The organism is Micromonospora echinospora (assembly GCF_900091495.1).
Classification (GTDB): Bacteria; Actinomycetota; Actinomycetes; order Mycobacteriales; family Micromonosporaceae; genus Micromonospora; species Micromonospora echinospora.
The window spans coordinates 4,101,248-4,119,720 of sequence record NZ_LT607413.1 but is presented as its reverse complement, the minus strand read 5'-3'; the positions used below and the strand labels follow the sequence as shown (position 1 = coordinate 4,119,720).

General features: G+C 73.0%; 19 protein-coding genes and 1 pseudogene. 10 read left to right on the top strand and 10 right to left on the bottom strand.

The features are described from left to right. Positions 1–82: 82 nt before the first annotated feature. On the bottom strand, positions 83–508 hold the full coding sequence (locus tag GA0070618_RS18655; protein ID WP_088982776.1) for a DUF350 domain-containing protein: 426 nt from the start codon (positions 506–508) through the stop codon (positions 83–85). Positions 509–586: 78 nt separating this feature from the next. Next, on the bottom strand, positions 587–1,936 hold the full coding sequence (gene glnA / locus GA0070618_RS18650) for a type I glutamate--ammonia ligase (protein WP_088982775.1): 1,350 nt from the start codon (positions 1,934–1,936) through the stop codon (positions 587–589). 222 nt (positions 1,937–2,158) lie between these two features. Between glnA and GA0070618_RS18645 the strand changes: the two genes are divergently transcribed. Both GA0070618_RS18645 and panB read left to right on the top strand, forming a co-directional pair. After that, positions 2,159–3,922 (top strand): NAD+ synthase, encoded by a 1,764-nt coding sequence (locus tag GA0070618_RS18645; RefSeq protein WP_088982774.1) that lies wholly within the window; start codon positions 2,159–2,161, stop codon positions 3,920–3,922. A 236-nt stretch (positions 3,923–4,158) separates the two neighbouring features. Beyond that, positions 4,159–5,034, top strand: coding sequence for a 3-methyl-2-oxobutanoate hydroxymethyltransferase (gene panB / locus GA0070618_RS18640; protein WP_088982773.1), 876 nt, complete (start codon positions 4,159–4,161; stop codon positions 5,032–5,034). A gap of 91 nt (positions 5,035–5,125) precedes the next feature. Here the strand turns inward: panB and npdG are convergent, their stop codons facing one another. Then, a complete protein-coding gene (npdG, locus tag GA0070618_RS18635; protein ID WP_088982772.1) occupies positions 5,126–5,824 on the bottom strand; it encodes an NADPH-dependent F420 reductase in 699 nt (232 codons plus the stop codon). A 68-nt stretch (positions 5,825–5,892) separates the two neighbouring features. After that, positions 5,893–7,317 carry an RNB domain-containing ribonuclease gene (locus tag GA0070618_RS18630; protein ID WP_088985645.1) on the bottom strand — a complete coding sequence of 475 codons (1,425 nt, stop codon included), beginning with the start codon at positions 7,315–7,317 and terminating at the stop codon, positions 5,893–5,895. Positions 7,318–7,464: 147 nt separating this feature from the next. Here GA0070618_RS18630 and GA0070618_RS33530 point away from each other — a divergent pair, with 147 nt between their 5' ends. The 5 genes from GA0070618_RS33530 (at position 7,465) to GA0070618_RS18600 (ending at position 11,738) form a co-directional block, all read left to right on the top strand. Beyond that, positions 7,465–8,895, top strand: a complete 1,431-nt coding sequence (locus tag GA0070618_RS33530) for a hypothetical protein (RefSeq protein WP_157748958.1) — start codon at positions 7,465–7,467, stop codon at positions 8,893–8,895. A gap of 305 nt (positions 8,896–9,200) precedes the next feature. After that, positions 9,201–9,572, top strand: a complete 372-nt coding sequence (locus GA0070618_RS18615) for a hypothetical protein (protein WP_088982769.1) — start codon at positions 9,201–9,203, stop codon at positions 9,570–9,572. Further along, entirely contained in the window at positions 9,569–10,051 is a 483-nt protein-coding gene (locus tag GA0070618_RS18610) for a roadblock/LC7 domain-containing protein (RefSeq protein WP_088982768.1), read from the top strand. Before GA0070618_RS18615 ends, GA0070618_RS18610 begins: the two co-directional genes overlap by 4 nt. Before the next feature lie 224 nt (positions 10,052–10,275). After that, complete coding sequence (locus GA0070618_RS18605; RefSeq protein ID WP_088982767.1) at positions 10,276–11,223, top strand: TauD/TfdA family dioxygenase; 948 nt, start codon at positions 10,276–10,278, stop codon at positions 11,221–11,223. Continuing rightward, the gene (locus tag GA0070618_RS18600) at positions 11,220–11,738 is read left to right on the top strand and encodes an OsmC family protein (protein WP_088982766.1); all 519 of its coding nucleotides are present in this window, start codon (positions 11,220–11,222) and stop codon (positions 11,736–11,738) included. Before GA0070618_RS18605 ends, GA0070618_RS18600 begins: the two co-directional genes overlap by 4 nt. Positions 11,739–11,805: 67 nt before the next feature. Here GA0070618_RS18600 and GA0070618_RS18595 read toward each other — a convergent pair whose 3' ends face one another. Continuing rightward, complete coding sequence (locus GA0070618_RS18595) at positions 11,806–12,282, bottom strand: DUF6194 family protein (RefSeq protein ID WP_088982765.1); 477 nt, start codon at positions 12,280–12,282, stop codon at positions 11,806–11,808. Between the two features lie 101 nt (positions 12,283–12,383). Further along, positions 12,384–12,836 (bottom strand): winged helix-turn-helix transcriptional regulator, encoded by a 453-nt coding sequence (locus tag GA0070618_RS18590; protein WP_231931365.1) that lies wholly within the window; start codon positions 12,834–12,836, stop codon positions 12,384–12,386. Positions 12,837–12,978: 142 nt separating this feature from the next. Between GA0070618_RS18590 and GA0070618_RS18585 the strand changes: the two genes are divergently transcribed. Beyond that, positions 12,979–13,578 carry a dihydrofolate reductase family protein gene (locus GA0070618_RS18585; protein WP_088985644.1) on the top strand — a complete coding sequence of 200 codons (600 nt, stop codon included), beginning with the start codon at positions 12,979–12,981 and terminating at the stop codon, positions 13,576–13,578. A 172-nt stretch (positions 13,579–13,750) separates the two neighbouring features. Next, positions 13,751–14,142: pseudogene (locus GA0070618_RS18580) on the top strand (hypothetical protein). Between the two features lie 79 nt (positions 14,143–14,221). On the opposite strand, the gene GA0070618_RS34735 reads toward GA0070618_RS18580, so the two are convergent. Then, a complete protein-coding gene (locus GA0070618_RS34735; RefSeq protein ID WP_231931364.1) occupies positions 14,222–14,917 on the bottom strand; it encodes an immunity 51 family protein in 696 nt (231 codons plus the stop codon). A gap of 406 nt (positions 14,918–15,323) precedes the next feature. Here GA0070618_RS34735 and GA0070618_RS18570 point away from each other — a divergent pair, with 406 nt between their 5' ends. Continuing rightward, positions 15,324–15,821, top strand: coding sequence for a YcxB family protein (locus GA0070618_RS18570; protein WP_088982763.1), 498 nt, complete (start codon positions 15,324–15,326; stop codon positions 15,819–15,821). 158 nt (positions 15,822–15,979) lie between these two features. Here GA0070618_RS18570 and GA0070618_RS18565 read toward each other — a convergent pair whose 3' ends face one another. The 3 genes from GA0070618_RS18565 to GA0070618_RS18555 are packed head-to-tail and all read right to left on the bottom strand — an operon-like array spanning position 15,980 to position 18,293. After that, complete coding sequence (locus GA0070618_RS18565) at positions 15,980–16,870, bottom strand: phosphotransferase family protein (protein WP_231931363.1); 891 nt, start codon at positions 16,868–16,870, stop codon at positions 15,980–15,982. Positions 16,871–16,926: 56 nt separating this feature from the next. Further along, a complete protein-coding gene (locus GA0070618_RS18560; RefSeq protein ID WP_231931362.1) occupies positions 16,927–18,153 on the bottom strand; it encodes a helix-turn-helix domain-containing protein in 1,227 nt (408 codons plus the stop codon). Beyond that, positions 18,150–18,293, bottom strand: a complete 144-nt coding sequence (locus GA0070618_RS18555) for a hypothetical protein (protein ID WP_231931361.1) — start codon at positions 18,291–18,293, stop codon at positions 18,150–18,152. The genes GA0070618_RS18560 and GA0070618_RS18555 overlap by 4 nt, the downstream gene beginning before the upstream one ends. Positions 18,294–18,473 lie beyond the last annotated feature (180 nt).

Genomic DNA, 18,473 nt, shown 5'->3' with positions numbered 1-18,473 from the left:
CGCGGGTGTGCGGAGTGACGACGACGGCGTCGGCGGGGTGCGGTGGCCGGGTGGGGCCGGGCGGGTGGGCCGGGCGGGTGGGTCAGGCGATGCAGGCGCAGACGATCAGCGCGGCTCCGAAGTGGGTGGCCGCGCTGACCTTGCCCGCCGGGTGCGGCTCGTCGGCGCAGATGATCTCACCGAGCTTGCCCGGGGTCAGCAGGTCGAGCACGAAGAACGCCAGTGCCATGATGACCAGGCCGACCAGCCCGAAGACCGCCGTCGAGGCGAGCCCCTTGGCGAAGTCGTCGTAGCTGGTGAAGATCGCGGTGAACACGATCGCGGCGATACCGAGCTGGTTCGCGGCGAGCAGCAACGCGGCGTTGGCGTTGCGCCGGACCCAGATGAGATCCCGGAGCTTGCCGGGGGTGAGCACGTCGACCAGGCCGAAGCCGGCCGCCATCAACACGACACCGACGATTCCGAACACGATGCTCTGCATCGCTCCGGTGAAGAGGTCCTCCAGCACCGACTGCCTCCCACAAGGTGTGCCGGTCAGGGGACGCCGGCAACGTGGTCGAGACGATAGCGGCAGGCCGCAACCGGGTCAGAGGGAGAGGTAGCGTTGCCGCTCGTAGGGGGTGACCTCGCGGCGGTACTGCTCCCACTCGGCGCGCTTGTTCCGGAGGAAGAAGTCGAAGACGTGCTCGCCGAGCACCTCGGCGACCAACTCCGAACCGGACATCACGTCGATCGCCTCGGCGAGGTTCTCCGGCAGCGACTCGTAGCCCATCGCCCGGCGCTCGGCGCTGGACAGCGACCAGACGTCGTCCTCGGCCCCGGCCGGCAGCTCGTAGCCCTCCTCGATGCCCTTGAGCCCGGCGCCGAGCATCACCGCGAAGGCGAGGTACGGGTTGGTCGCCGAGTCCAGCGAACGGACCTCGACCCGGGCCGAGTTCGGCTTGCCGTAGGCGGGGACGCGGACCAGCGCGGAACGGTTGAGGTGCCCCCAGCAGACGTACGCCGGGCTCTCGGTGATCCGGTCCGGCAGCGCCTGCGGGAAGAGCCGCTTGTACGAGTTGACCCACTGGTTGGTGACCGCGGTGTACTCGCGGGCGTGGGTGAGCAGCCCCGCGATGAAGGACTTCGCCACCTTGGAGAGCTTCATCGGGTCTTCCGCGTCGTGGAAGACGTTGCGCTCCCCCTCGAACAGCGACAGGTGGGTGTGCATGCCGCTGCCCGGCTGGTCGGTGAAGGGCTTCGGCATGAAGCTGGCCTGCACGCCGGTGGAGAGCGCCACCTCCTTGACCACGTGCCGGAAGGTCATGATGTTGTCGGCGGTGGTCAGCGCGTCGGCGTACCGCAGGTCGATCTCCTGCTGGCCGGGGGCGACCTCGTGGTGGCTGAACTCCACCGAGATGCCGATGCGCTCCAGCGCGAGCACCGCCTGCCGGCGGAAGTCCCGGGCCACCGCGTGGGTGGTGTGCTCGAAGTAGCCGCCGGTGTCCACCGGGACCGGCACCGAGCCGTCCTGGGGGCCGTTCTCCAGCAGGAAGAACTCGATCTCGGGGTGGGTGTAGAAGGTGAAGCCCCGGTCGGCGGCCTTGGAGAGCATCCGGCGCAGCACGTGCCGGGGATCGGCCCAGGACGGGCTGCCGTCGGGCAGGAGGATGTCGCAGAACATCCGGGCGCTCTCGCCGCTGACCCCGCCTTCGAAGGGGAAGACCTGGAAGGTGGTCGGGTCGGGCATGGCCACCATGTCGGACTCGAAGACCCGGGCGAAGCCCTCGATCGCCGAGCCGTCGAAGCCGATGCCCTCCTCGAAGGCGGCCTCCAGCTCGGCGGGCGCGACGGAGACGCTTTTGAGCGTGCCGAGCACGTCGGTGAACCACAACCGGACGAAACGGATGTCCCGCTCCTCCAGCGTACGGAGGACGAACTCCTGCTGACGGTCCACTTCCACCCCTCGCACGTCGCACGCCCGTCGTCGGACTACCCGGGACGGCCTGACCGACCAGTGTTCACCGGCCTCGTTACGCCGACGTTACGCGACCGCCGGGCGCGACGTCCCGGGTGTCCCACCGCGCTGCGCCGCCGCGGACGCGTCCGCCGCCGGGCTGCACGCCCCACCCGGGCCGCCCGCCGCGCCGGCTCCGGCCGGCTCAGGCAAGATGAGGACATGCCCACCCTGCGCCTCGCTCTCGCCCAGGTCAACCCGACGGTCGGCGATCTGGCCGGCAACGCCGAGCTGGTCCGCCGGTGGACCCGCCGGGCGGCGGACGCCGGTGCCCGGCTCGTCGCCTTCCCGGAGATGGTGCTGACCGGCTACCCGGTCGAGGACCTGGTCTTCCGTCGCTCGTTCGTGGCCGCGTCCCGGGCCGCGCTGCACTCCCTCGCCGCCGACCTGGCCGCCGACGGTCTCGGTGACCTGCCGGTCGTGGTCGGCTACCTGGACGCCGACGGGCCGCCGCAGGTCAGCGCGGACGCCGAACCGGGCCGGGGGGCACGCAACGCCGCCGCGGTGCTGCACGCCGGCACGGTGGTGGCCACCTACTTCAAGCACCACCTGCCCAACTACGGCGTCTTCGACGAGGACCGCTACTTCGTCGGCGGGGACACGCTCACCGTGGTCCGGGTCGACGGCGTGGACGTGGCGCTGACCATCTGCGAGGACCTCTGGCAGGCCGGCGGGCCGTTCGCGGTGGCCCGCCGGGCCGGGGTGGGACTGGTGGTCACCATCAACGGCTCGCCGTACGAGCTGAACAAGGACGACATCCGGCTGCCGCTGGTCGGCCGCCGGGCCGTCGAGGCCGGCGCGGCCATCGCCTACGTGAACATGGTCGGCGGCCAGGACGAGCTGGTCTTCGAGGGCGACTCGATGGTGGTGGCCGCCGACGGCACGCTGCTCGCCCGCGCCCCGCAGTTCGTCGAGCACCTGATGGTGCACGACCTCGACCTGCCGGCCGCGCCGGAGTCCGGCACGCCGGAGTCCGGGGAGCTGGCCGACGGGATGCGGATCGCCCGCACCCGGATCAACGACGCCGGCCCCGCGCCCGCCGGACCGCCGGCCGTCGGTGGGCTCGTCGAGCCGGCCGCCGACGAGGCCGAGGTGTGGCAGGCCCTGGTGCTGGGGTTGCGCGACTACGTCGACAAGAACAAGTTCCCCTCGGTGGTGCTCGGGCTCTCCGGCGGCATCGACTCGGCGGTGGTGGCGGCCCTCGCGGTCGACGCGCTCGGCCCGCAGCGGGTGGTCGGGGTCTCCCTGCCCAGCCAGCACTCCTCCGAACACTCCCGGGAGGACGCGGCGGAGCTGGCCAAGCGGACCGGGCTGGACTACCGCATCGAGCCGATCCAGCCGATGGTGGACACCTTCCTGGCGAACATGTCGCTCTCCGGGGTGAGCGTGGAGAACCTCCAGGCCCGGGTCCGTGGGGTGATCCTCATGGCCCTGTCGAACCAGGAGGGGCACCTGGTCCTGACCACCGGCAACAAGAGCGAGCTGGCGGTCGGCTACTCCACCCTCTACGGCGACTCGGTGGGCGGCTACAACCCGGTCAAGGACGTCTGGAAGACGCTGATCTGGCGGCTGGCGAAGTGGCGCAACGCCGACGCGGCCCGCCGGGGCGAGACCCCGCCGATCCCGGAGAACTCGATCGGCAAGCCGCCGAGCGCCGAGCTGAGCCCCGGCCAGCTCGACAGCGACACCCTGCCCGACTACACGGTGCTCGACCCGATCCTGATCGGTTACGTCGACGGCGACCTGGGCCGGGACGGCCTGGTCGAGGCGGGACACGACCCGGCGATGATCGACCGGGTGCTGCGGATGGTGGATACCGCCGAGTACAAGCGCCGGCAGTCCGCGCCGGGCACGAAGATCTCCATGAAGGCGTTCGGCCGGGACCGGCGACTGCCGATCACGAACCGGTGGCGCGAGCACGGCTGAGCGGCCGGCGTCGGGGCCGGAGCGGCCCGCTCCGGCCGGTCGCAGGGCCGGGCTGCCGGTGCCGGCCGAGGCGGCACGGCCAGTGCGGCGATCCTGCGGGCGTGGATGCCCGCCGGGTGGCTCGCCCCACGGGCTGTGAATTCCTCCACTGCGCTCTGCCGGGCCGCCCTCGGGCGGTGCGACGATGCGGGTGGCCCGGGGACCGCGAGGGCGGCCTCGAGGCGAGAGGAGCGGACATGTCCGATGTAGTGAGCGGCGCCGTGCCCACCGGCGACCCCGGTCCCCACGAGGTGACGGCGCTCTACGGCGGGCCGGCGACCCGGCGGGTACGCACCCGGGACCTGCTGGCCGCCAAGGAGCGCGGCGAGCGGTGGCCGATGCTGACCGCGTACGACCAGTACACCGCCGCGATCTTCGACCAGGCGGGCATCCCGGTGCTGCTGGTCGGCGACTCGGCCGCGAACAACGTCTTCGGCCACGAGACCACCCTGCCGGTCACCGTCGACGAGATGCTGTCCCTGGTCCGGGCGGTGGTCCGGGCCACCCGGACCACCCTGGTCGTGGCCGACCTGCCCTTCGGCTCGTACGAGGAGGGGCCGACGCAGGCGCTGCGCACGGCGGTGCGTTTCATGAAGGAGGGCGGCTGCCACGCGGTGAAGCTGGAGGGCGGCCGACGCTGCGCCCCCCAGATCGAGGCGATCACCGGGGCGGGTATCCCGGTGATGGCGCACGTCGGTTTCACCCCGCAGCGGGAGCACACCATCGGCGGGTACCGGGTGCAGGGCCGCGGCGAGGCCGCCGAGGAGGTGCTGGCCGACGCGCGGGCGGTGGCCGAGGCGGGCGCCTTCGCGGTGGTGCTGGAGATGGTGCCCGGTGAGGTCGCCAAGCGGGTGACCGGTGCGCTGACCATCCCGACCGTCGGCATCGGCGCCGGTCCGGAGACCGACGCGCAGGTGCTGGTCTGGCAGGACATGGCCGGTCTGCGCGGCGGGAAGGCCCCCCGGTTCGTCAAGCGCTACGCCGACCTGGCCGGCGTCCTGACCGACGCGACGCGCCGCTTCGCCGACGAGGTCCGCGGCGGGGAGTTCCCGGCCGCCGAGCACACCTTCTGAGGTACGGGTCGGGCCGGGTGCCTCCCGGCCCGACCCCGGGCGGGTCGCGGTGACGGTGGTTCAGGGCCGCCGGGTGGCCGGCGGCACCGGCTCACAGGTCGGTGACCCGGATGCCGGCGTGCGCCTTGTACCGCTTGTTGATGGCGATCAGGTTGGCGGTGAACGCCTCGATCTGGTGGGCGTTGCGCAGCCGGCCGGCGTAGATGCCCCGCATGCCGGGGATCCGGGCGGCCAGCGCGGCGACCACGGCGGCGGCGTCCCGGTCCTCGGTGCAGACGAGCACGTCGAGCTGGATCCGGTCGACCTCCGGGTCGGCCAGCAGGGGCGCGCTGACGTGGTTGAACGCGGCGCACACCCGGGACTCGGGCAGCAGCGCGGCGGCCTGCTGGACGGCGCTGCCCTCCTCGACGGTCAGCGCGTACGGGCCCTGCTTGTCGAAGCCGAGCGGGTTCACGCAGTCGACGACGATCTTGCCGGCGAGCGGTCCGGCCAGGGCGGCGACGGTGGCGGCGTGCCCGTCCCAGGGCACCGCCACGATCACCACGTCGCTGCGCCGGGCCACCTCCTCGTTGCCGGCCCCGGTGACGGTGGCGTCGGCGGCCACGCCGGGCAACGACGCGATCTCCCGTGCGGCCTCCTCGGCGCGCTCGGCGGACCGGGAGCCGATCAGCACGGTCTGCCCGGCCCGGGCGAACCGGTAGGCGAGCCCCCGTCCCTGGTCGCCGGTGCCGCCGATGATGCCCACGGTCAGCCCGGACACGTCGGGCAGTGCGCTCGCGTCGTATGCCATGGGCTCATCCTCGCAAACGGTCCCCCACGGGCGGCAGAGCCTTCAGCGGTGAGAAACTCCGCAGCCGGTCAGGCACGGGCGAAGGTCACCCGGCGGGTGGTCGGATCGGCGGTGACCAGGCGGACGGTGACCCGTTCGCCCAGCGGCAGCTCACCGGTGCAGCGGGCCCGCACGGGCGGCGAGTCCAACGCCACCGTTCCGCCGGGCTGCCGGCCTCCACGGGTGACGGGGGCGTCCACGTCCAGCACCGCCGCCTCGAACGTCTCCCCCACCCGGTCGGCGAGCAGCACCGCCTCGGCCAGTTCGACCGCGCCCCGGGTGGCCGCCCCGGCGGTCCGGTCGGTGGTCGCCATCGTCCCGGGCAGCCTCGGCAGCGCCGCCCGCGCCCACTCCGGCACCGGCCGGTCCTCGTACAGGGCGAGGCAGACCTCGGTGGCGTACCGGTCGGCGAGCCTCCGCAACGGCGCGGTGACGTGGGCGTACGCGGCCCCCACCCCGCCGTGCCCCGGCTCGGCCGGCACCTCGCCGTCGAAGGCCGTGTACGCGGCCCCGCGCATCAGCTCGGCGGCCTGGTCGACGAAGGCCGCCGCCCGGGGCTGGGCCGGGTCGAGCCGGGCGATGACGTCGCCGACCGGCATCCCGTCCGGCCAGTCCACCCCGAGCGGGGCGGCGGCGGCCCGCAGCCGCGCCACCGCCTCCGGTTTCGCGGCGGGCATCGTCCGCAGCAGTCCGATCCGGCCGGCGAGCATGAGGTCGGCGGCGGCCATCCCGGTCAGCAGCGAGATCTGCGCGTTGTGGTCCTCCATCGGCACCGGTCCGCGCAGCACCAGCCGCCAGCCGTCGCCATCGGGTTCCACGTCCTGCTCGGGCAGGGGCAGGTTGACCGCCCCGCGCCGCAGTCCCCGCGCGGTCAGCAGGGCGCCCAGTTCCGGCAGGAGGGCGATGGGCTCGGCCAGCCGACCGGCGTCGGCGTCGGCCTGCACGCCCCGGTAGTCGAGTTTGGCGCGGCTGCGGACCCGGGCCCGTTCCAGGTGCACGCCGACGGTGGCCGCGTCGGCGTCCAGGTCGATGGTCCAGAGCACGGCCGCCCGCTCGACGTCAGGCAGCAGGCTCGCCGCCTGCTCGCTGAGGGTCTCCGGGTGCAGCGGCACGTTGCCGTCGGGCAGGTAGACGGTCTGCCCACGTCGCCAGGTCTCCGCCTCCAGCGGCCCGCCGGGGCGGACGTGGGTGGCGACGTCGGCGATGGCGTAGCGCACCCGGTAGCCGCCGCCCGGTCGCCGGGTCAGGCACATCGCCTGGTCCAGGTCCCGGGAGGTGGCCGGGTCGAGGGTGACCAGCGGGACGTCGGTCCGGTCGGTGAGCGCCGGCAGGGGACGCGCCGCCGCCGCGTCTGCCTCCTGCTGCGCTTCGGGTGGGAAGCGGTCGGGCAACCCCAGTTCCCGCCGGAGCGCGCCGAAGTCGATGCGGGGTGCCAGTACGCGTCGGATGACCACGGCACCCATCCTGGCAGCGCACGGGCGGTTCCGCTCGGGAGGCGGCACCGCCCCCGCCCGGTGGACGGGGCCGCTGTGCCTACCCGGGGCGGTCGGCCGGAGCGGGGGACGGGACGGTGTGCGTACCCGGGTCAGTCGGCCGGACCGGTGGCCCTGCGGACACGGGCCGGGGCGGCGCCCGCCGGCTTGACCGTCGACCGCCCTGCGGCCACCTTCCGGCCAGCGGTCTTGCGGGCCGAGGTGGTCCGCTTCGTGGTGGCGGTCGACGTGCTGGTCCGGGCCTCCCGCCGGGCGGCGGCCGACGCGGCGGCGGTGCGGGTCGGAGCCTGCTTCGCCGTCGACGTGGTGGACGCCGGTCGCCGCGAGGTGGCCGTGCGGACCGGAGCCTGGGTGGCCGCCGTCGCCTTCCGGACCGCCGGGCGGGTCGCCGTCGTCGCCTTCCGCGCCGTAGTGGAGGCGGTGCGCTTCGCGGTGGTCGCCTTGCGGCCGGTCTCGGCGGCGCGGCCGGTCACGGCCGAGACGGTCCGCTTGGCCGCCGTGGCGGTCTTCTTCACCGCCGTGGCCTTCTTCGCCGCGCCGGTAGCGGTCCGCTTCGCCGCCGTGGTCGTCTTCGTCGCCGCCGTCTTCCTCGGCGCGCTCGTCTTCTTCGCCGCCGCCGTCTTCTTCGGGGCGCTCGCCTTCTTCGCCACCGTCGTCTTCTTCGGCGCGGTTGCCTTCTTCGCCGTGCCTGCCTTCTTCGGCGCGGTGGTGGCGGTCCGCTTCGCCGCCGCCGTGGCCGGCGGGGCGGTCGGAACCGCCTTCGTGGTCCCCCCGGTGGCGGCCTTCCGCGCCGTGCCGGCCCCGGTGGCGGCGCTCCTGCGCGCCGACGTACCGGCGCTCCTGTCGGCGGTGTCCGTGCCGGCCGCTCTCCGGTCGGCGGCCCGCGAGCCGGCGGATGTCGTACCGCCCGTGGTCTTCCGGGCCGGACCCGGAGCGGTGACGTTCGTGCGGTTCGCGTTGGCGACGGCACCGGCGGGCGCCTGCCGGGCGACCGGGCCGGTCCGCCGGGCGGTGGTGGCACGGGTCGCCGTCACCCCGCCCGCCGTGCCACGGCGGGCCGCCGTGGTGGACTTCCGGACCGGGGTCGTGCTGCTGGCACCGGTGTTCCGCTCCGCCGCGGCGGTCTTCTTGGCGGTGGTACGGGCGGTGGCCGGGCGGGTGGCGGCGCTGCGTGCGTCGGCCATCTCGTCTCCCTCCTCGGGGACATGCGCTCGCGAGGCTCCGTCCGGAGCCCGGAGTTCCTCGACGCGGGGTGTCCCGCGTCGTTCATCTGTCCTCCCCGGTCCAACGGGCGTCCTCGGCCTCCCACGCCTCGTTCCGCTCCTGCACCCTCTCCAGGGCGTTCTCGGCGTCGGCTGCCGACGGATACGGACCGAGCACGAACTTGGCCGGGCACTTGTCGGCCTCGGTCTCGACCCGATGGTGTCGCAGGCACCAGTAGTAGCTTCCGCGTCCGCTGTCACTCATGACATCACTGTGCACCCGGGCGTCACCGGCCGCCACCGGATCATGCGTAGCCGCCGACGTCATCCACAGTAGACGTGCTCGCGCCGGCAGGAGGCGAAACGGCGAAGAACACCGCCACGGCGCCCCGGTCGGGTCACCCGACCGCCCCCTAACAGACGCCCACGCGCCGGAGCCATCCACCGGACGGCAGGTTCTCGCTGGTAAGTGGTGTGCTCCGGACGGCTGGTCGAATGGTTGGGGCGTTGTCGGGGTGCGCTGACCTGGGCAATGTGCAAGCCTCGTGGCAACGTTCCACAAGGCGTTGCGCCGACCCGGGCATCCTTCCCTGGCACCGTACCTGTCGGCAGCGGCGCCATCTCGCTGACTGGGGGAAGTCCGTGGCGAACCTTGACGTCGCCCTGAAGAACGCGATGCAGATCGAGGGCGCCATCGGTGTCGCCCTGGTGGACTACACCAGCGGAATGACGCTCGGCGTCGCGGGGGGCACTGCCGAGCTGGACCTGACGGTCGCCGCAGCCGGCAACACCGACGTGGTCCGCGCCAAGATGCGCACCATCGAGATGCTGAAGCTCAACGACGAGATCGAGGACGTCCTCATCACGCTCGGCACGCAGTACCACGTGATCCGGCCGTTGACCGGCCGCCACGGCAAGGGTCTGTTCCTCTACCTGATGCTGAGCAAGAGCCGGGCCAACCTGGCGCTCGCCCGGCACCAGTTGCGCAACATCGAGGAGAGCCTGGAGTTGTGAACGTCCCCGTCCCGGGCGAGACAGCCCTTCCCCGCCGGGTCCGGCCGGCCGGCCCCCCGCCACCGCCGGAACGTCACGTCCCGTCGTTGGCCGGCAGCCGGTCCCTGCCGTACGCGGCGATCAACACCGAACTGGCCGAGCTGCGGCTCCAGATCCCGGGTGTGACCGGTTGCGTCCTGGGCGGGGTCGACGGGCTGCTCATCACCCACACCATGCCCGACGGGTCGAGTCCGGACGACCTGGCCGCACTCGCCGCCAGCACCTTCGGTCTGGGCCGGCAGGTCGGTCTGAGCCTCCGGCAGGGACCGTTCCGGCAGTCGACCGTCCGCAACGCCACCGGCTACCTCAGCGTCTACGCGGTCGACAGTCAGGCGCTGCTCGCCGTGGTCGGCGAGGACGCGGTCAACGTGGCCCGGCTGCACCTGCACGCCCCCGGGGTGGCCGAGCGCCTCGCCGTCCTGCTCACCGCTGCGCGCTGAGTCGGCCCGTCCCGCGTCACCGTCGCCCCCGCGCCCTCCGCCGTCACGCCCCCGCGCCCCGGCCGCCGTCACGGCCACGCACCCGTCCGTGCGGTGCCGGCGGCGGGCGGGCCGTCGACCCGCCCGTTACGCCCTCGGCAGACCGGATCCGCCACGGTCCGGCGCAGCCCCATGATGGGAGCTGTGCCGGTCGGCTCCGGGCGGACCGGCGGGGAGGTGACGTGATGACGGTGACCGAGGTGTCCCATCCGGCGGACTGGCACGGCGAGCGGATGGCCCACGACGACCGGTGGCACCGGACCCTGACCGATGCCCACCGGGCCGAGCTGCTGGCCGCCGCCGAGGCGGCCCACCGGGCGGGAACTCCCCTGGCGGAGCTGACGCCGGAGGTGTTTCCGCTGCCCACCCTCGGTCCTCTGCTCGCCCGGCTGGGTGCCGAGGTGACCGGCGGGAGCGGCGTCGGCCTGCTGCGTGGGGTGCCGGTCGCCGGGCTCGCCGAGGACCGGTGCGAGATCCTGGCGGTGGGGCTCGCCAGCCACGTCGGTGACCTCGTGCCGCAGTTGTCACAGCGGGTGCCGCTGGTGCACGTGCGCGACGAGGGCGCCGACCCGGCCCGGTCGACGACCCGCAGTTTCCAGCACCGTCGACAGGTGGGTTTCCACGCCGACCCGACGGACGTCGTGGCCCTGCTCTGCGTCCGGCCGGCACGGGCTGGTGGGCTCAGCACCGTCGTCAGCGCGGTGGCCGTCCACAACGAGATCGTGCGCACCCGGCCGGACCTGGCAGCCGTGCTCTACCAGCCGTGGTGGTTCGACCGCCGTACCGGCGACGGTCCGGAGAGCTTCCACCAGCAGCCGATCTACGCTCGTGCCGACGGGGGCGCGCTGGTCTGCCACTACGGGCCGGACTACATCCGGTCGGCCCGGCGGGGCGCCCACGTACCACCGCTGAGCCCGACCCAGGTCGAGGCGATGACCGTGCTCGACCAGCTCACCCACTCTCCCCGCTTCGTGCTCACCATGGACCTGCGCCCGGGGGACATGCAGTTCCTCGACAACCGGGTGGTGCTGCACAGCCGCACCGCCTACGAGGACGACCCCGACCCGGCCCTGCGCCGCGACCTGATCCGGCTCTGGCTGGACACGGGCCGGGCCGGCAGAATCGCGGCATGACGAGGCTGCACGAGTACGAGACGGTGGTCAGCTGGACCGGCAACCGGGGCACCGGCACCAGCGGCTACCGCGACTACGGCCGCGACCACGAGGTGACCGCCGACGGCCCGGCGGCCATCGCCGGCAGCGCCGATCCCGCGTTCCGGGGCGACCCGGGCCGGTGGAACCCGGAACAGCTGCTGGTCGCCGCGCTCGCGCAGTGCCACATGCTGTCGTACCTGGCGCTCTGCTCCCGGCAGGGCGTGGTCGTCACCGGGTACGTCGACCGGGCGCGCGGCACCATGGCGCAGCAGGGCGACGGCGGGCGCTTCACCTCGGTGGTGCTGCGGCCGGTCGTCCGGGTCGCCGCGACCGCGATGCGGACCAGGGCGCTCGCCCTGCACGAGGAAGCGCATGCCGTCTGTTTTATCGCCAACTCGGTGAGCTTCCCGGTCAGCCACGAGCCGACCGTCGTCGCCGACGACACGCCGGAGCCGCCCGGACCCACCGGTCAGGACCTCCGGCTCCCGGCCTGACCCGGGCTCGGACGTCCCACCTGATCGGGCTCCGGCCCCGTACCGGCCGGATCGGTTTCCGGACCGCTCAGCCGGTCGGGCGGCGGTACCGGGCGGCGGCCCGGGCGTGCGCCCCGGTGAGCAGGTCCCGGAGCTGCCCGGCGGTGGCCGAGGCGGGATTGAGTACCGAGATCCAACCCTGCGTCGCGTAGACCGGGTGGGGCAGCACCCGGTCGAGGGCGGCGTAGTCGTGGTCGCCCTGGTGCTCCGCCTGCGCGGCCGGCGGGTAGCCGAACAGGCCCTCGAAGACCTGCCGGCCGACGGCCACGTTCACCCGGAAAACGCCGTCCCGGTCGAGGTCCGAAGCGGTGTCGAAGCCCGGGTAGTCCTTCACCACGATCGTGGCGAACGGCATCCGACGGTCGGCGGGCAGGATCCGTTCGGGGTTGTAGTAGAAGAAGTGGTCCCCCCACGCCACCTCGGGGGCGCCCGTTTCCGGGCCGGCGGTGTGCAGCTCGACACCGGGCAGTGCGCCGACGAAGGCGACGACATCCTCTTCGCGCATCGGATCAGTATGGCGGGACCACACCCGCGGTCACGGTCGGGCTCCGCCCGCGAGGTGCCGGGCGGACTCGCCCCGGCACGCGGGCGAACGCCGCGGCGATCTCAGTCCCGGGCCAGCTCGGCCTCGTACGCCGCGCGCAACTCGGCGAACACCGACCCGGCGCCGGGCGGCCGGGGAACACCGAGGTGCTGTTCCCGGAGTTCGTCCATGAACCGGTCCCACAGCTCCGGGCCGCCGCGCTCCAGCAACTCCGCCCGGACGGCCAGCTCCCGGCTGACCGGCAGGTGGCGCCGGCCCCACGCGCCGAGATGCGCCAGTACGGGTACGAGCTGGATGGCGGGTTCGGTGAGTGAGTAGACGACCTTCTGCCGGTGGGTGGGATCGGGTGAACGGGAGACCAGACCGTGCGCGACGAGCCGGTGCAGCCGGTCGGCGAGGATGTTCGACGCGATCCCCTCCTGGGAGCCGGTCAGCAGCTCGCGGAAGTGCCGGCGGTTGCCGAACATCATGTCCCGGACGATCACGAGCGACCAGCGGTCGCCAAGGACCTCCACCGCAAGGTTGATCGGACAGCCCGAACGGCGCTCCGCCACGTCGAAACCCCTCCGCCACGACAAACTGATTGCATTCTACAAGCGGACACGTTAGCGTGCGACTGGTTGCACAATGCAATCGGTCACCGGAACGGAGAGCACCATGCCCCCACGGGTCGTCTGCGACATCTCCATCTCCGCCGACGGCTACGCCGCCGGCCCGAACCAGACGGCCGAGAAGCCGTTCGGCGACGGACCGGTCGACCAGTTGCACGCGTGGATGTTCGACACCCCCGACGAGAACCGGGCCGAGGTGGACCGGATCACAGAGGCCGGCGCGTACGTCATGGGCCGCAACATGTTCGGCCCGGTACGCGGCGAGTGGGACCTGAGCTGGACCGGCTGGTGGGGTGAGGAACCGCCCTACCACCGGCCGGTGTACGTGCTCACCCACCACGCCCGCGCCCCACTGACCATGCAGGGCGGCACCACGTTCTTCTTCGTCACCGAGGGCATCCACGCCGCCCTCGACCAGGCCCGCGCGGCAGCGGGCGATCTCGACGTCGCCATCGCCGGAGGCGCGTCCACCGTCAACCAGTACCTGACCGCCGGGCTCCTCGACGAGTTGCGCACCCACATCGCCCCGGTCACCCTCGGCGCCGGTGAACGCCTCTTCGACGGCGTACCGCCCCTGCGTCTCGAACTGGTCGAGGCCCGGGCCGCCACCCTCGTCACACACGTCACCTACCGGCCACGACGCTGAGCCCGGCCTCCCGGCCGGCACGACAGTGCCGTACACGCTGGGTGTGGACGGCGCGGACGCGGACGCCGTGTCCGTCCTCGGCCCGCCCCGGGAGGCACCGAATGCGGTGGTGCCGCTGGTCGATGTGTCGGTACCGTTCGGCCCCGGCAGGGTTCCGAGTGGCGAGGTCGACATGAGCAGCGGTGACGGTACGACGGTCCTGTGGCGCCCCACCGGGCCGCAGGAGCTGGCCCTCGTCCGCGATTCCGGCTGGCGGCGCTGGCCGCCGCGCCTGCCGGACCAGCCGATCTTCTATCCGGTCCTGAACGAGGACTACGCGATCACGATCGCCCGGGACTGGAACGTGCCGGCCTCCGGTTCCGGTTACGTCACCCGGTTCCGGGTCGACTCCGACTTCCTCCGCCGCTACCCGCCCGGCAGGTCGGTGGGCGGTCCATCCTGGAACTGTGGGTACCGGCCGAGGAACTCGACGAGTTCAATCAGCACATCGTCGGGCTGATCGAGGTCGTCCACGAGTTCCACCAACCCGCCACCACGGTTCACCGTACCGATCAGAGTGGGTGACCCGGCTGGGCGGTCGCACGGACCGGCCGCCCCGCCCGGGTCGTCCGGGAAGAGCCGGCGTCGACGGGCGACGAGGGGTCTAGTCGTCGAACTCGAACCCGTTCGCCTCGGCCTCCGCGATCAATCGCCGCATCCGCTCGCCGTCCGTCGCGACCGCAGCCATCCGGACGGCAAGCTCCTCCAGCGCGCTCCGGTCGACGCCGTAGGCGCAGAACATCCCGCCCTCGGGGTCGTAGGAGAACCGGCCTTCGAGCGCCGGGGCCTCGGTGCTGACGAGGACCTGCGCGACGCCTTCCCAGAAGTACCCGTTGGGCTCGTGGCCGAGTTCCTCGACCAGTCCGTCGACCGCGGTGGTCCCCGCGTCCAGCAACAACGAGTACTTCCCCGGGGTCGTCTCGATCAGTCTGAGCGGAGTCACCGGACGATCCTGGCACCCTTGGTGGAGGGCGACAAGCACCACCGCCACGGACGACCGCCGGCCCGCGCCACACGGACCGGCGATCGTCAGGTGGACCGCCGTCAGGAGCCGCCCCCGGTCAAGCGCCCGTAACGCCTGGGTGAGGGCGACGGCTGCGCGGGCGGTGAGGCGGGCATCGCCGGAGGCGGTGGTCATGGCCCGGTCGGCGGCCAGCCAGGCGAGGTGGGGATCGCCGAGCTTGACCATGGTCTGGGCGGTGAGCCGTTGCACGCGCACCAGGAGCGGGCAGGTGAGCGCTGGTGCGGTGTGGTGGGCGTGGCGGGCGGCGGTGAGCAGGCCGGGCAGGACGCGCAGCACCTGTTGGTGGTGGGCGTGCCGGTAGGCGGTCTCGGCGTACCGGAGCTGCCGGTCGAGTTCGGTGACGCTCGGCGGCCAGTCCCGGCCGGCGGGGTGTCGTGGCCGGCGAGAGCTTCCCGGACGGCTTCGACGGTGGTGGTGGTGGTGGTGCCACCGGCAGCCGGGGCACGTCGGGTGTTACAGCCGAGCAGCACCGCCGGGGTGACGCCGAGGGCGGGAGCGACGGATTCGATCATCGGGAGCCGGTCGAGTCGCCGCACCCCCCGTTCTCCCGGAGCACAGCGTCACGTGCGGTGAGTGGATCGACTCAGCCGAGCGTCGACGTCGGTGGCCACCCGATGTGCACTCCCGGCTCGGGCGGGAGTCAGTCGCTGCTCGGAGCGGGTGTGGGCACTATCGTGCTGGCGTGCACATCCGTTTCGACGTCCCGGCCGATCCCGACTATCCGGGCCGCGTGGCCGCCGCGCTCAGCAGGGTCCGGCTGCGTAGGTACGGCCAGGCCGGCGCGGTGCTGGCGGCGGTCGGGGCGATCGGGTTCGCCGCCTCGCGGGTATTCGGGTGGGGCGGCCAACTCTTACCGCTGTGGATACCGATGCTCGTGGGTGGCGTGTTGGCGATGCTGTACGGGCCTTGGGCACGGTGGCGGGCCCAGCGACGCTCCGGTCGCTACGCGGTCGAGGGTTCCTACGACATCACCGACGACAACATCATGATGCGCAGCGGCTCGGAGTCCGGCGGTATCGCCTGGGACGGCGTCGACCAGGTGCGGGACACCCCCGAATTCTGGATCGTGTACGTCCGCCGGGTCCCGGCGACCGTTATCCCACGTGGCCTGATGTCCGTCGAGGACGCCGAGACGCTGCGGGCCTTCATGGCCGAACGTGGGCTGCTCCAGCCTCGGTGAACGCGTCTCGTTAGCCGCCGAGCCCGTGATGCCCGGCTGGCCGCCTGTTCACAGGCTCCCGCCTGTGCGAGCTCTCCTTGCGGCAGTCGGCGCGATTCTGGTGCTTGGCGCGGCGGCGGTGGCCGGGGTGCGCTGGACCACGGCCAGCCCGGTCGAGGTTACCGAGCCGCCGTTTTCCGGAGTTCGCTCAGCCAGTCGATGCCGAGCCGGTGGCCGTCGGGGAACTGGTCGTCGCGATCCCAACGCCACGTAGTGATCATCGCCAGTACGAGGGTCCGGCAATCCCGAAGCAGGCGGTGATCGACGCCCGGGTAGTGGTCTCCGACCTCGTCGGGCGCATGGGCCAGGTCGAACTCGACCGGCCCCCGGCAGCACGTCTCGAAGTCGACGAAGAGCAGGCCGGACCGGGTCGAGAGCAGATTGCCCGGGTGAGGTTCGCCGTGCAGGACCTGTTCGGGCCGACCGCTGTCGCCGACCGCCCGGCGCAGACGGTCCAATGCGCCGGCGAGGAAGAGCCGGTCCGCGTCGGCCAGCTTCGGCGTCCGGTCGTGGTCGGCCACGAGGGCCTGGGCCTCGGAAACCCGGTCGGTAAAGTGCGGAGTGGGCAGGTCGAGCTCGCGCATTCCGGCGTGCAGACGTTCGAGCGCTCTGGCGTAGTCCGCAGGCGGGATCGCTTGATCAGGCACCGGCTCGTAGTAGGTCCAGAGCGTGACCACGTGGTCGCCCCGGACGAAGACCCCGGGCGTTTTCAGCGCGGCCACCGGGCTCCCGACCTCGAACAGTCGCTGCACGATGTCCACTTCGAGCTGGGCGCACTGGTGCGCCGCCGGTGCCACCCGGGCCAGCACGTCGCAGGGCAGCAGACGCAGGGTGAGCCTGTTCGAGTCGTGCAACACGACGGCGTCGTAGGCGGTCAGGCCGAGCGACGAGGCGATCGAGATGGCAGCCCGTGTCGCCCGCTGGGCCGCAGACGCCTGCATCGGAGCACCGTAACTCAGCGTTTCCGGCGCAGCAGCCGTGTTTCGGCCTCCCCCGCCTCCGAGGTCCACGGCCTCCCGGCCGCGGGTACGCCGTCGGCCGGCGTCCCTTTCCCCGGGTGGGTCGGTCAGTCCCGGGGCGGGCGGGTCAGGCCGATGGTGGCGGCGAGGCGGGTCAGGTCGGCGGGGGTGCGGCCGGTGCCGACAAGCGTGGTGAGCAGGGTGTGGGCGACGGGCTGGAGGCGTACCTCGGCGGGGGCGATCCGGTCGGCGGTGAGCAGGGCCCGGCCGGCGGCGGGGTGGTCGCCGGTGTCGAGGTGGGCGCGGGCCATGTCGATCAGATGGGCGGCCCGGTGTTCGGCGGGCAACCCGGGCCAGCCGTTGTCGCGGGTGGCCAGGTGGTGCAGGGCGACGGCGGTGGGGTGGTCGCCGAGACGGGCGGCGGCCAGCGCGCGGGCCAGGTCGACGGTGACGGGCGCGAAGCCGTCGTCGTCGTGGTGGCCCCGGGCCTCGTGGGTGACGGCGAGGTGGTGCGCGCGGTCGGCGTACTCCTGGCAGGTGGTGGTGTCGCCGCAGGTGGCGGCGGCGATGGCCGCTTCGACGAGCAGCGTCCCGGTCAGGGCCAGGTCGTCGGCCGGTAGCTCGCGGTGAGGGGCCAGGTCGAGCGGGCGTACGGCGGCGGTGGCGACGAGCAGCGCGAGCCGTGGACGGTCGAGGGCGCGCAGCGCCTGGGCGAGCGCGACGGCGGCGTGCCCGGCCCGGCGGGGGTCGCCTGCGGCGGCAGTCATGGCCCGGTCGGCGGCGAGCCAGGCCAGATGCGGATCACCGAGCTTGACCAGGGTCTGCGCGGCGAGCCGGTGCACGCGCACCAGAAGCGGGTCGGCGAGGGTCGACGCGGTGCGGTGGGCGTGGCGGGTGGCGGTGAGCAGGCCGGGCAGCACCCGTAGCGTCTGCCGGTGGTGGGCGTGCCGGTAGGCGGTCTCGGCGTACCGGAGCTGCCGGTCCAGCTCGGTGACGGTCGGCGGCCAGTCCCGGCCGGCGGGGGCGTCATGGTCGGCGAGGGCTTCCCGGACGGCTTCGACGGCGGCGGCGGTGCCACCGGCAGCCGGGGCGCGGCGGGCGCTACGGCCGAGCAGCACGGCCGGGGTCACGCCGAGCGCGGCGGCCACGGCCTCGATCATGGGGAGGCGGTCGAGGCGGCGGACGCCCCGTTCGACCTTGTCGACCCAGCTCTTCGACCGGCCGACGCGGTCGGCGAAGACCTGCTGGTTCATGCCCCGACGGGTGCGGAGCTGAGCGATCCGCCGGCCGATGGGCAGCTCACGGCGGTTGTCGCGGGGCGGCGGGACGCTCACCGGCGCACCCCTCGGTGCAGGCGCTCCGTGGACTGCCCGCAGCGCGGACACCACCGGGACTTGACCCGGAACGCAAGCAGTCCGAGCAGGAAGCCCGGCACCAGCCCACCGAGCACGATCGACACAATCACCTCGGACACCACGAACACACCCACCTTCTGAACAGGACCACCCCACATCGGTATGGGTGGCGGAACGACGACTGAGCGCCTCAACAAGCGGCAAGTTAGCGCACTCACATGCCGTTAAACCAAGATCAAGTGCACTAACTTGCGGATAATGGAGAAGGACGTTGTTTGCCGTGCCCGGTGGATGATGGT